Origin of the sequence: Membranihabitans maritimus, from assembly GCF_021729145.1 — a bacterium.
Lineage (GTDB): Bacteria > Bacteroidota > Bacteroidia > Chitinophagales > Saprospiraceae > Membranihabitans > Membranihabitans maritimus.
In genome coordinates, this window is sequence record NZ_JAJSLW010000023.1 from 17287 (window position 1) to 30903 (window position 13617).

At 37.5% G+C, this 13617-nt stretch carries 12 protein-coding genes; 5 read left to right on the top strand and 7 right to left on the bottom strand.

The features are described from left to right. Positions 1 to 158 precede the first annotated feature (158 nt). On the top strand, positions 159 to 1418 hold the full coding sequence (locus LVD47_RS20320) for a type IX secretion system plug protein (protein WP_236980151.1): 1260 nt from the start codon (positions 159 to 161) through the stop codon (positions 1416 to 1418). A 269-nt stretch (positions 1419 to 1687) separates the two neighbouring features. Here LVD47_RS20320 and LVD47_RS20325 read toward each other — a convergent pair whose 3' ends face one another. The 4 genes from LVD47_RS20325 to LVD47_RS20340 form a co-directional block, all read right to left on the bottom strand. Further along, on the bottom strand, positions 1688 to 1900 hold the full coding sequence (locus LVD47_RS20325) for a dodecin family protein (protein ID WP_236980153.1): 213 nt from the start codon (positions 1898 to 1900) through the stop codon (positions 1688 to 1690). Positions 1901 to 1989: 89 nt separating this feature from the next. Beyond that, positions 1990 to 2736: an SGNH/GDSL hydrolase family protein gene (locus tag LVD47_RS20330; RefSeq protein WP_236980156.1), complete on the bottom strand. Its 747-nt coding sequence runs from the start codon at positions 2734 to 2736 to the stop codon at positions 1990 to 1992. Positions 2737 to 2766: 30 nt separating this feature from the next. Continuing rightward, complete coding sequence (locus LVD47_RS20335) at positions 2767 to 3390, bottom strand: trimeric intracellular cation channel family protein (RefSeq protein ID WP_236980158.1); 624 nt, start codon at positions 3388 to 3390, stop codon at positions 2767 to 2769. A 19-nt stretch (positions 3391 to 3409) separates the two neighbouring features. Further along, a complete protein-coding gene (locus LVD47_RS20340) occupies positions 3410 to 5674 on the bottom strand; it encodes an FUSC family protein (protein ID WP_236980160.1) in 2265 nt (754 codons plus the stop codon). A 101-nt stretch (positions 5675 to 5775) separates the two neighbouring features. Between LVD47_RS20340 and LVD47_RS20345 the strand changes: the two genes are divergently transcribed. The 3 genes from LVD47_RS20345 (at position 5776) to LVD47_RS20355 (ending at position 8664) form a co-directional block, all read left to right on the top strand. Continuing rightward, positions 5776 to 6141 carry an MmcQ/YjbR family DNA-binding protein gene (locus LVD47_RS20345; RefSeq protein ID WP_236980162.1) on the top strand — a complete coding sequence of 122 codons (366 nt, stop codon included), beginning with the start codon at positions 5776 to 5778 and terminating at the stop codon, positions 6139 to 6141. An 834-nt stretch (positions 6142 to 6975) separates the two neighbouring features. Continuing rightward, positions 6976 to 7638: an ion channel gene (locus tag LVD47_RS20350; protein WP_236980164.1), complete on the top strand. Its 663-nt coding sequence runs from the start codon at positions 6976 to 6978 to the stop codon at positions 7636 to 7638. A 6-nt stretch (positions 7639 to 7644) separates the two neighbouring features. Continuing rightward, the gene (locus tag LVD47_RS20355) at positions 7645 to 8664 is read left to right on the top strand and encodes a bestrophin family protein (protein ID WP_236980166.1); all 1020 of its coding nucleotides are present in this window, start codon (positions 7645 to 7647) and stop codon (positions 8662 to 8664) included. A 487-nt stretch (positions 8665 to 9151) separates the two neighbouring features. Here the strand turns inward: LVD47_RS20355 and LVD47_RS20360 are convergent, their stop codons facing one another. Then, positions 9152 to 10063 carry an aminotransferase class IV gene (locus LVD47_RS20360; RefSeq protein WP_236980168.1) on the bottom strand — a complete coding sequence of 304 codons (912 nt, stop codon included), beginning with the start codon at positions 10061 to 10063 and terminating at the stop codon, positions 9152 to 9154. Positions 10064 to 10065: 2 nt separating this feature from the next. After that, on the bottom strand, positions 10066 to 10770 hold the full coding sequence (locus tag LVD47_RS20365; protein WP_236980171.1) for a sulfotransferase-like domain-containing protein: 705 nt from the start codon (positions 10768 to 10770) through the stop codon (positions 10066 to 10068). A gap of 432 nt (positions 10771 to 11202) precedes the next feature. On the opposite strand from LVD47_RS20365, the gene LVD47_RS20370 reads away from it, so the two are divergent. Further along, on the top strand, positions 11203 to 12555 hold the full coding sequence (locus LVD47_RS20370) for an MATE family efflux transporter (protein WP_236980174.1): 1353 nt from the start codon (positions 11203 to 11205) through the stop codon (positions 12553 to 12555). Here LVD47_RS20370 and LVD47_RS20375 read toward each other — a convergent pair. Further along, positions 12552 to 13130, bottom strand: a complete 579-nt coding sequence (locus tag LVD47_RS20375) for a lipocalin family protein (protein WP_236980176.1) — start codon at positions 13128 to 13130, stop codon at positions 12552 to 12554. The two genes, LVD47_RS20370 and LVD47_RS20375, sit on opposite strands and share 4 nt — an antisense overlap. Between the last annotated feature and the right edge of the window lie 487 nt (positions 13131 to 13617).

Sequence of the window (13617 nt, forward strand, 5' to 3'; positions counted from 1 at the left end):
GACTGTTTTGTTGGAAAAAAATCATATGAAGTGGATGAATGTGTAGGCATTGGTTGAATAACCCACATGGGTAAATCTTATGAAGTTGTTTTTGCATAGAAAATTAATTCCTCGCCAAATGAACTTTTATATTTCAAAATCAAGTTATATATTCCGTTATGGAAAATATGATAAAGGGTAAAATAGTGCTGGTTATATGCTTTTCATTCGTTCTAAGTGCCATTTGGGGACAAGAGAAAACGGCATCTAGCATATATTCGGTAAAGATGGGGGTTCCCGGGACTAATTACAGTGTTCCGATATTTACCCTAGGTGATCCCAATGGATTGGTTTTGTCATTTGATGAATTGACAGAAGATGCCAAGTATTTGCGGTATAAGCTTCAGCATTGTGATCAAAACTGGAACCCAACCGATCTTCGTGAATTTGAATATTTGGAAGGTATTAACGATCAATTAATTAACGATTATTCCTTTTCCAACCAGACACATGTAAATTATGTTCACTACGAAGTTCAATTCCCCAACCGTTCATTGCGACCTAAAATGAGTGGTAATTACCTGATTACGGTATTTGATGAAGATACGGATGAGGTATTGATCATCCGAAAATTTATGGTCGTAGATAAGAATGTATTTGCCAGGGCCCAATTAAAAAGGCCTACCAGGGTGAGTGAGATGAGAACCCATCAGGCATTGGATTTTGAAGTGAATTTCAAAGAATTTCCCCTTTCGAATCCGCTACAGGATATACGAGTGACCATATTACAGAATGGTATTTGGGAAAAGGGTGTTTACGGAATTCCCCCGAGAAATGTTTTTAATAATACCATTGAATTTGATTGGAGAGCTAATGCTATTTTTCCGGGCAGTATGGACTTCAGGCCTCTTGATTTGAGAAGTCTTGATTACCGCAGTTACGGAATTGATGAGATCACAGAATACAACGATGGGTATGTAGTTACCAAGGAAGTTGAAGAGTCCAGGGCGGGAAAGACGTATTTTTTCGAACGGGATCAGAATGGCGATTTTATTATACAGAATCAAAATACTTTCTCTCAAAACCCTGAGACCAGAAGTGAATATGTGGAGGTTGATTTTAAGTTGAAAACAATGGATGTTCCTGGGGGTGATGATGTATATGTGGTCGGGGCATTCAATAATTTCAAACCGGATCCCAGATTTCGATTAAAATGGAATTCGGAAGCTGGTATGTATACAGGTACCGTCATGATGAAACAAGGCCGGTATGATTATCTATATGCTACTTCCTCTGACGGTGAAACTTTGAATTTTGATTCGTTGGAAGGCAACTCAAATGAGACAGAGAATTATTATTTGATTCTTACGTATTACAGGCCTTTTGGTGCAAGATATGATGCCCTTATTAGTGCCGATATTGTCACTTTTCAAGAGTAATAGAAAAGCCCTTTCTTTATTCTAGAGAGGGCCTTGAAAATTTAATATCTTCATTTTTACTAATTAGAGGTTGTTTATGTCAAGGGGCATCCCTTCGGAAAAAAGCCATTAATGAGTTATTGTTAAAGGTAAATTTTATTTTATACTCGGTATGCTTTCTTGATACATGTTCCGCATTTACCCTCGAAATCATCTTCGCCTAAAATAAAATTTATTACTTTATTCTTCCATCATGAAAATTTAAACAAGCTCTAAGAAATTATAATTTTCTATACATTCCCATCAGTCACCCGGAAGGAAACATTACATATTACACCGTAAGAACTGATTTTTCCGTCACTGACATGGCATTTCATATCTTTTACATATACGGAATCAATATTTCTCACTGTTTTGGACACTTCTGTTACGACAGATTGCACAGCATCATCAAAACTTTTTTCGCTGGAACCGATTACTTCAATTACTTTTACTATTGCCATTTTATTATATTTTATTTATTAAATATGCAAAATAATATAGCAATAAATAATTGATATTCCAAAAAGAAATAAAGAAGTTTATATGAGATTTAAAGACATTTTTTAAACGCTTTCAGCCAATGGCTGGCCATCAGTTGTGCACCGGGTAAAGCCGGGTGTACTCCATCTGGAGCCCAATAGGAGGCAGGGGCTTTTTCCAATGCCTTGTCAAAAATGGATTGGAAAGGCACAAATTCTGCCTTATATTTCCTTGCCAACTCTTTTGCAAAAGTACGGTATTGGTCAAAAACAGGGATCCATTTATCTTTTTCAATGGCTTTGCCATCGAGGAGTATAAACGGTTCGCAAATGATCAATTTGATATCTGGCAATTGATCTTTTGTTTTCTGTAATAAATTGTCGTAGTCTTCTCGATATACCTGTGGGGTGCCTTTATAGTCCCGAAGGGAATGCCAATGGTCATTTACACCGATTAGAATACTCAGGACATTGGGGTTGAGAGCAAAGCAGTCTTCTTCCCATCGATCGCGAAGTTGAAATACTTTATTTCCACTAATCCCTTTATTGTATATATCCAATTGCATTTCAGGGTATTCTTCCAATAATCCGGCTGCGGACAGGAAAGCGTAGCCTCTTCCAAGTGCATTAGTTGAATTAGGTTTCGGGTCCAGTTTGTCTCTCCCGGCATCGGTGATGGAATCCCCTTGAAAAAGTACGGTTTTTATATTTGATTTAGAAAGAGCCTTTTTGGTATAATGTGGAAAAGGAGTATTAGCTAGTACGGTTCCTGAAGCTAAAATGGCGGGGGTGGTTTTTACGAAATTTCTTCTTTTCATGTATTATGACAATTTATCTATTTGATTACATCACAATTTATAATCGATTGTTTGATGGATTAAAGTTAATGACCATTTATATCTTACTGCAAGAATACGGATAATAATTATTAAAACTACGGTCGCTATGATATTGATATCGTGATTGAAGTTAAAATTTTCTAAAATGAGGTAGCATAATCCTCCAGTCAGGCAGGCCGTAGCATATATTTCCTTCCTGAATATTAGTGGGACTATATTAGTGAGTAAATCCCTTATTACTCCTCCGAAAACAGCTGAAATAACACCCATCGTTAAAGCAATCACGGGATGAAAGCCTAATTCTAATGTCTTTTCCAATCCGAGAATAGTAAATATGGCGATTCCTATCGTATCGAATAAAAATAGTGTTTTCCGCAGTTTCAGGATGAATGGGTTGAAAAGCAGAACGAGTAAATATCCGGTAAAAACGTATAGTAAGTATTCAGGATTTTTAACCCACAGAACTGGTGCATCACCTAAAAGAACGTCTCTAAGCATTCCGCCACCCAATGCCGTAACAAAGGCTATTACTAGCGAGCCGAATAAATCAAACTTGTTGTTCAAGGCCGTCATAGTGCCACTGATAGCGAAAACAATCGTACCGAGAATGTCCAGAATTGTAATGTATTGCATATCCATACCGTTGGTTGTCTTAGCTGTATTTAATATTTAGGTTTCCTTGTTCAAGGATAGCTGAATTTCGGGCAGAACTACTGAGGTGTTGCAAAAGTTGCGTCAGGGAAAGTAACTCTTCGACAAAAAACAATTCATTTATCCGGTTGACATATACTTCCGTATATCCCCCGGAAAGTAGGGAAGCATCTTTTTGCAATCTGTCAATATCGTCCTGCATTTCCTTTTTCATGTTGTTGACAATTTCATGGGTCATATTATGGTCTTCCTGCTGCAAGTCAATATCATTGATTACGGTTGTCCAATACTTACGTACAAAATCAAAATACGATACTAAATACGCCTTTTCTAGAATATAATCCTTGTGACGTTGGAGAAAAAGACCAAAATTAGAACAAACAGATAGGATCCCGGAAGAAAGTAATATCCATTCTGAATATTCCGATACAGGGCCTTGTTTGGTCTTGGGTTCAGACAAAATACGTTGGTAGGAGTTCATGAAGTTTCCCATTTTCAGTTGGGCGTCTTTTCTATTGATTTTATAGTTCGTAATATTTACCTCCCTGTGGCCTAATTCTGATAATATACTCTTGAAATAAAGGAGGGAAGCATTGAGTGAGTCAATCAGAAAATATTTTATGCTCTTGTTCTCCCAGTAAGGAAATAAAAGCCGGATTGAAAAAATACATAAGACTGCTGCCAGGCAAGTATCTATAAACCTGAAAAAGGCGGATGGAATAAAATCACGGTCCAGAAACCGATAAAGGAAGAGGATGTAAACCGTAAAAAAGATGGAGGCTACTACATAGTTTTTATTCAGAAATGAAAAACCACCGAAAAAAGCAATCAAAAAAAGAATACTGCTAATGACATGGCCGGGACTGGCAGTGACAAACAGGAAGTAAGCCAGGATTACTCCACCCGTAGTCCCCAGTACCCGATAAACCAGTCTTTGTCGAGAAACCCTGTATCCTGGTTTGAGAATTACAAGCGACGTGAACAGGGCCCAATTGGGATTTTGAAAGTTTAGTAACTGCGCAATTAAATAAGCAGACAGGGCCGTAACAGCGACACGTAGAGCATACCTGAAATACCCGGAATGAAATGTGAAATGACCGGCCAGTCTGTCAATACGAAGTCGATCACTGGTTTCAAAATGTCTGATGGTTTGGGGGGTAACGTCATCCATTGAAAAATTTTTATCTTCTTGTACAATGGAAAAGAGTTGATTTAAAGTAGCTAATTGCTGCTTGATATAGATTTGGATGATTTTGTGGGTTCTATATGCATAATCCGAACTTAATTCGTGTTCGGAAATATCCCGCAAATTATCCATTTCATTTTGTAATTCTTGAGTCTTTTGCGATAATTCGGATTTCAGGTCATCAAAATTAGCCCGAGAATTTTGATCAAAAACGTCGTTCAGTACACGGATAGAATGTCCAATATGTGTATTGATTTCTATCATGAGCCTTTTTGCCTGGTTATCATCGTCGATATTAAAGGCCTGGTATAATTTCCAGGATGTAGCTATTGCTTCATCGAAAAGGTCAACCAGGGCTGCGAAAATATAGAGAAACCGTCCCATTCTATTTCTCGGGTTGATTTTGTAACCATAGTCGCGCATAAGCATAGCCCTTACTTTTTCGTGACTCGCACTGACCTCCGCTTGCTTATTGGATAGTTCCATTTGGATTTGGGCACTATCAAAATCGGGTTGGAATAATTTTTCACGCAATTCAAAGTATTCAGCTGTCAGGTTTATGGTTTTTGACAATCTTCGTGACACCTGGATGGGGCGCTGGATAAAGTGCATAACCGATGCAAAAATAATATACCAGGCACCGCCAAAAAAAATCAACAAAGTAGCATGAAGTATTTCAGATGGACCGGATAAATTGGATGCAAACCCCAGGGAAAGCATAATTGCAAGATTGGATACAAAGGCTACCTTTCCGAAATGGTAAGAGAAAGGGGCTAGAAAGCTGAATAGAAATATAAAACCGAAAAGAACAGCATATAGTAGGATAGGAAAAGAGGCAGAAAATGAAATAATGGAAAATAATAGCGGGCTTGTTATCAGGGAAAAACCCATTAATTTGAGTTTTCTCGGTAATTCAGCCGGTAAATCAATTCCAGAGATAAAAGTTGATCCTAGTAGTAAAAGCAATCCATCGGTAGGCTTTCCAAGGAAACTCATAATTACAAAAGGAATGGCTCCACCCAGTACCATCCTAAAAGCAAATTCAGTATCTTCGGATTTAAGGAATTCTTTTACAGCCACAAATTGTATTTTTAATACTATAAAGGTTTAATTTAAAAATTTTGTTTGCAATTTTTTTGATAAGTATTTTTAAAAATTATTTATTTTTATTTGCCTGAGTTATGGATATTTTATCTTTTAGAGATTATTGTCTTTCTTTGCCCGGGGTTACAGAATCTTTTCCTTTTGGAGAAGATACCTTGGTATTTAAAGTAGGTGGTAAGATTTTTGCATTGGCAGGGATTAATTTATTCGAGTCGTTTAATGTAAAATGCGATCCTGAGAAAGCAATCGAACTGAGGGATCAATACCCCGAAGTCATTCCCGGATATCATATGAATAAGAGACATTGGAATACAGTTTCTGTAACGGGGAGGGTACCTGAAAATTTATTGAAAAACTGGATATCCGAATCGTACCATCTTGTGTTTCAGAGTCTGTCAAAAAAGATCCGAGAAGAATTAGATAAGAAGGATACAGATAGGTAATGATTATTATTTACCCCTGGCGTAGATTTAAAGTAAGCCTAATATTTGAATTTTATCCGTTCCTATTTTACGTTATGTTGGATTGACTCGATTTTTTTATCGAAATACCGTCGATATCAGTAATACACCTGAATATTAGTAGAGTCGGATAGAAATTCTGGGGGATGGTTGCAATTTTATATCCCGTGCCCTTTAATTTTCATTTTTCTTTTGAACTATAATCCATTTAGTACAATGTGATTTTATCCATCTCTTCTTGTCCCTATTTCATTTTGATAAAAGAGTATCGGTATTTCTATGGTATTCTCACTCTTATTTTGTGAGAATTTTTTTACGAACGGGACAAGCAAAAGAACATTGTGGACAGTATTGGAAAGTAAAGAGAGCGAAAAGGTTTTTATTTTAACGTGAGTTCGACAGAGAATATAAGAGCTCTGAAGGGGCGAAATATTATTAACCCTGGGTGCCGACCCTGGGTGGAAAACAAGTAAAATCGTCTATTCTGGCATTGATTTCCACAAAGTGATGCCTTGGGCATTGCATTTTCAGCAAAAATAATGACAGAATCAATTATTCGTCGAGCTGACGTTATTTTATGCAATTGAGTAATCCAGGAAGGTTAGAAGAATTTAAAATAATGAGAAAAAAATTTCAGGAATAATGGCCAGTAATTATTTTATTCCACATTTCAATGCTGTAGTTGGGGCAAAAATCTACATGGAAATATTTGCTGTGACTAATGAGAAAATTTAATGTATCTTTTTCGTTCCAATGGAATAATTAGGATAAACAGAACTGCAAGGGTATTGGCAAGTTTGATTTTTAAAGCATGTAATGTATAAATATTTAGAGAATAGAAAATATGAAGTTCTTCTAACCGCATTAATTTTACATTTATATATTGGAATCTTCTTAAGTAATCTATTACTATATATAAAAGTAATCTGGCCGATCAATATGGTCATTTTAGGTATAGCCAGTCTGGGGATTTACCTCGGTAAAGGCAGGTCGCGTACTCAAATCAAAAACGTATTACTTCTTTTAGTAATAGCTTTACCCATTAGTATCCCGTTCTTTAGCGGGTGGAATTATTTTATGCCCATTTTAAGTTTTATATATTGCCTGTTTTTTGGGTATATTTTTATTGATATCTTTAAATTCCTGGTTAAGCCGGGGTATATAAATACAGACATTATTTCTGCTTCCATTTGTGGGTTTTTCCTGATTATAGAAATGGCTGTTTTTTTATTACAGGGATTTTATTATTTGAATAGTGATACTTTCACTCAAATAAATGAAACGAATCCCGCTACCGTATTTATGGACCTGGTTTATTTTAGCACCATTACAGTTACTACGGTAGGGTTTGGGGACATTTCGCCGGATACCTATTCAGTGAAGCTTATTGTATCCGTCCTGACAGTAATTAGTCATTTCTATACGGTGGTACTTATTGGAATTTTAATCAGTAAATTTTCGTCAAATCAAAATAAATAATTATCAATGCATACCGGTAGTCATTATAAAGTAAGAGAGTTTTTATTATGGACCAGAAGATCTATTTACAAATTGATCTTGATAGCGCTACTACCTACTTTATTGTATGAAGTTTTTGATTTAAAGTGGTTGGCTATTCCCTGGGTTCCCATCGCTTTGGTAGGAACTGCTGCTGCGTTTATTGCAGGATTTAAGAATACTCAAACCTATAACAGGTTATGGGAAGCCCGTAAGATCTGGGGTGCTATTATCAATGACAGCAGGGCATGGGGCATGATGATCAGAGATTTTATCAATAATAAAATAGCCACTTCACCTAAAAGCCATGAAGAATTGCACGTGATTCATACCCGGATTATATATAGACATATCGCATGGTTAACAGCCCTTCGCTATCAATTGAGACAACCCCAGGACTGGGAGAATTCAAATAAAGCCCATTTTAAAGAATACAGGAAGCACTATAGCGTTCCTGAATGGGAAGTGCCCATGGAAGAGGAAATCAAAACATTTCTTTCAGTAGACGATCTAAATTATATTTTGTCCAAGAAGAACAGGGCAACGCAGTTATTAGCCCTGCAATCCCATGAGTTGAAAATTTTACGTGGTGATGATTTCATAGAAGAACATGCATATGTGAAACTCGAAAGTACATTGAAGGATTTTTATGCGCACCAGGGTAAGGCAGAACGAATTAAGAAATTTCCCTATCCACGCCAATTTTCCAGTATTAATCTATTTTTTATTATGCTACTGGTCGTTTTGTTGCCGTTCGGATTGCTACAACCTTTTGCGGAATTGGGGAAATATGGAGTTTGGTTGACCATCCCTTTTACGGTGGTTGTTGGATGGGTTTTTATGTCCCTTGAGCAAGTGGGCGAGAGTACGGAAAATCCTTTCGAAGGAGGAGCCAATGATATTCCTATGGCGGCACTTAGCAGAACTATTGAGATCGACCTTCGGGATATGTTGGACGAAGAAGAGTTACCCCCCGCAGTGGAAGCTGTGAATAAGATATTGATGTAGTATGCCGGCCAGGTAAGGATTAGAGTGATTCATGCCGAGGCATCTCTCAATGCTATAACCCTAAGGTTTCATCGATTATAAATTTATCTCTTTAGGTCTTTTTTGGATCCTGTCACTTTCATATTTGTACAAGGGTACAAGGTATAGGTAGTTTTTATTTTGTAGCATATTCTTTGTTCATTTGTCTTGAATCAAAGGAATCAATATTCAAGACAAAATAATCGCTTTCGCATATAGCTGGGCTCATCCCACCTTCGAGGCGGAGCTCTCGGTTCGCTCATCAACCGTACATTTAGCACGCTTGGTCTTCGACTTCATTCAGTCATGTATTTTGTCACCTGCTTCCGCTTCAATAGAGTTTTGAATACAAATAGTATTAACCAGAAAATCTTCTGTCGGCCGTAGAGCCGGTTAATAAGTAGAACCCTGGAGAATGTGAAAATATAAGCAATTGCTTATGCAAAAACGAGTGATTTTGCATTTCGTATTACCCTTCTAACTCAACAATAGGAATACTCAGTTTGGGGATCAGTGAACGGAATTCTGATTGTATATTGTCAAAAAGATTGTTACTGTTGTTTTTGATTTTACGGCCATCTATTTCTACAATAGGTGTAAGTTCACCCATTGATCCAGTAGCAAAAACTTGATCTGCACTGTAACATTCCGATAGACTTATATTCCGTTCGATACATGGTATTTCCAGGTCTTTGCAGCAATCGATGATACATCCGCGGGTTATTCCATGGAGACAAGCGTCAGCAGTAGGTGTGTATACGATATCGTTTTTGATAATAAAGATGTTTGTCCCATTTAATTCCGCAACAAAGCCGTAGGCATCTAACATGAGCCCTGCATCAACTCCGGCAAAATTGGCTTGTATTTTGGCAAGAATATTATTGAGTAAGTTATTGTGATGGATTTTAGAATCCAGATGGCGGGGAGAATTTCGCTGGATAGCTGAACTTATTACCCGAATTCCCGATTGATTGTCATATACCGGGGGTTTCCATTCGGCAAGGACTATTAGACAAGGACCGAATTGGTTCAGCCTTGGATCCATGCCGCTGGTAATTTTTTCACCACGGGTAAGGGTAAGGCGGATGTGTACATCCCGATCCATCTTATTGGCACGAAGAGTCTGAAAAATAGCATTGCGGATAAATGTCCGCGAAGGAATTTCTTTAAAGGCCAATGCCTTGGCAGAATGAAATAAACGGTCCAGGTGATGATCCAGGACGAAAACCCCTTCCTTGTATACCCTGATTCCCTCCCATACGGCGTCCCCTCCTTGCACTGAGCTATCGAATACAGAGACTTTTGCTTCGTGTCTGGGTACCAATTGATCTTTTACCCAAACCTGTATGTCCTCATTGCGCGTATCAAATTGTTGCAGCATTTCTATTTTGTTTGATTTTTCAAATATAAATAATCCTCCAGGCACTTGTCGAGTAAGTATTGTAATTCTTTGGGGAATTGGGCAGATTCAATATCAGAAGGTGGTTTAAACCCAGTTGATTTATGAACGCCATTATACCAATAAGGTGCCCAGGTGCCGTCGTAGGATTTGGGACCCGGAGGCCAGGTAAGCATAGACGGGGTAAAGGGTATATTAAAAAAATGGCATAATTTTTTTAATTCAATTTCCGGATTTAATAACAGATCATTAGAGTCCAGGATATAAGGTTTGTTGTTTTGTTGGTTCAGATAATCGAACCAATTTCTTTGGGCCGTTATGCCGAGATCTTCAATGGCCGGTTTTTCAATTACTTTAGTAAAAGAACGAATAAGTAATTTAGGATGACGGATTAAAAAACAATGTTTCCATTCCGGATTAGAAATAAAATCTTTTTCTACAATGTGGTGCGCCATATTTTTTACAAAGACAAGAGGTGCGTTTGTCGATCTAATCCAATGGTAAATATCTTCCCTGTTTGAAGAAAGAGATTTCATTATTTTTTCCCGGCCCGGATGGTGTTTTCCTGTTTCTTTTAAGTAACAGGCGTAAAAAGGTTCGTCGAGACATTTAGTATCTTTCCGTTGACCAAAACTATACATAAAAGCGGTAGATACATTTCGGGGACTGGGGATCAAGTTTAGGATCATAGGCCGATAAGTTTATTTTGTAGAATAAATAACGGACAAATCTATTAAATGCCCGGTATGGTTAACGGGTAAAAATGATAACTAAGGGAATTATTGGATTATTCAATCAAAAAAAATATAACATGACCATGCCCATCGTACTTTCCTATCCAATAGATAGAATTATGTAAGAAGAGACTTCATTATACAGCCATCTAGCAGAACAGGCCTTCAGGTAGATGGAATATAAATTGTAAAGCAAATTTGGATATGTTGAATTTGGAACCGGTAAGTAATGGAGAGAGATTTCGACCATACAAGAGGATCTATTTATGGGAATCTAAATAATGAATGGGATGTGTACCTCGAATATATTAACCATTCCTGTGAGACCTTTTTTTGAGATCATAAGGTTTTATAAAAAAAAGTAGGTAAGATTATTGAAATTGACAAGTGTTTGCATATTATTATGACCTTATTGAAAGTAGGATATTGAAGCATCATTACAATAAAATTAACCGCGAAATTTGGGCACTGGCACTGCCCAATATAATTAGTAATATTTCAGTCCCTCTACTTAGTACAGTAGATACCGCTCTGATGGGGAGATTGTCAGCTACCCATCTTGGTGCTGTAGGTATTAGTGCGATGATTTTTAATTTCCTGTATTGGAATTTCGGATTTTTACGAATGGGTACTACAGGTATGACCGCCCAGGCATATGGGGCATCGGATATGAGGTTGGCCATGCTGACCCTCTATAGGGCAATGGGACTTGGGTTCTTTATTGCCATTATTTTATTTCTTTTAAGAGATCCACTGGCTGATCTGGCTATAAAAGCGTTTCAGGTGGATGGGAAACAGGCCGAATTGGTGCTAGAGTATTTTTATATCCGTATATGGGCAGCGCCGGCATATATGGGATTTTTGTGCCTTATAGGGTGGTTTTTTGGAATGCAAAATGCTATTATCCCTTTGGTCCTTACGATTGTGGTGAATGTATTGAACATGGGATCCAGTTTTTACTTTGTGCAGAAAATGGGATGGGAGATCAGGGGGGTAGCTATTGGTACCCTCATTGCTCAATACAGCGGGGTATTGATCGGAACCCTAATTTTGTTAATCAAGTACAGGAATATTACTATTCGTACTACCTGGGCTTCATTTTTTAAAATTGATGAATTTCGCGTATTTATTAGCACAAACAAAGACCTGTTTATTCGAACGGTTTTGCTCACATTTGTTTTTGCTTTTTTTTATAGCCAATCCTCTGCTTTCGGGACCATTTCCCTTGCTGTAAGTGTAGTACTTATGCAATTTATCAATTGGATGTCGTATGGAATTGACGGTATAGCTTTTGCTTCCGAAAGTCTCGTGGGTAAATATAAAGGGGCCCGTGATGGTCAGGTATTGGATGATACCATTAGACTGGTGTTTTTGTGGGGATTTGTTTTTGCTGTAGCTTACGGGGGACTGTACGGAATTTTCAGTGATTCTTTATTCAGGGTTTTTACGGATGAACAGGCAGTAGTAGTGGCAGGCAGAGAATACCACTTTTGGTTGGTGTTAATTCCGGTTATTGGGTTCGCATCTTACCTGTGGGACGGTGTATTTATAGGGCTTACTGCGTCCAAATCGATGCGTAATGCTATGATCCTACCATGTATCTTATTTTTATTTGTCTATTATGGATTTCGTTCATCGCTGGAATTACATTCACTTTTACTAGCACTCTCGGTTTTTCTACTGGCACGGGGATTAATCCAAACCCGGATGTTTTGGAAAGAAGGAGTGGACTTGGATTAAGGTAAATTGATTTTGGACAAATGTTTTTGTTCAACCCAGATAAGGTCAGAGGTATTGTACCCGGCGTTTTCTGCTTTCTGTAAGAATCTTTTTTTTATTGATTCGGGGAGTTCTGGTTCCCGGGATAAAATCCAAAGATATTTGAAGGTCCCACCTCCAACTAACGCATATTGGTAGTCCGGATCAATGTCTAGAATATTATACCCGGCATAAAAAGGACCAAAAAAAGAAACCTTGAGCATTCCGACATTTTCTGTTTTCGCAAATTTCGCTTTCCCCTCTATATCAGTCCATTCATTTTTCAAGGTGTCATAGCCGCTATTTACTACTTTTATTTTACCATCATTTCTAATGGAATATTCGGCTGTGGTTTGATTGAGGTTTTTTTCGAACCGGTTGTCTAGTCTTGCTACTTCATACCATTTGCCCAGGTACTTTTCTTTTTCAAATTGTTGGATGGCATTGACACCCTGGGGGATAGATGTACAGGCAGTAAAAACGAAAGGAAACAAAATCCAAATTAACGAAGTAAACTTCATTATTGGTGTTTTGAATTGGACTTGTATAATTTTCATGTTCGTTTAATTACATTAATTAGTTTGCTACAATTTCTTTGTAAGTTAAATAAACACACTTCATGAATTGTTTATCCATATTTGGTTTTACATTGTATAAATAGGGGCGAAAGAGTGACTCATGGTACTGAATCAAAAGTCCTATATTTATGCGGTATGGCTATCCCTCCAACGAGTATTGATGAATAAAGTCAGGAACAATTTTTGTCCTCAGGCCCCTGCTCAAATTCAAGTGTTTTGGTTATTATAGCATAAGTGTACAAAACTACTCTTATTCTAAAATTCACGTGAGTTCGACAGAGAAAAAAGAGCTCTGAAGTGCCTGTTCCGACTTGAAAATGTCGGGAAGCGAAATATAATTAACCCTGGGTGGAAATTTTCCGCAAAAATAATGACTGAATCAATTATTCGTGGAGCTCACGTTAAAATTCTTATGGACGCTTTTGGTTTAAAGTTACTTTACCGCCAAAGTTTCTATAAATTTGAT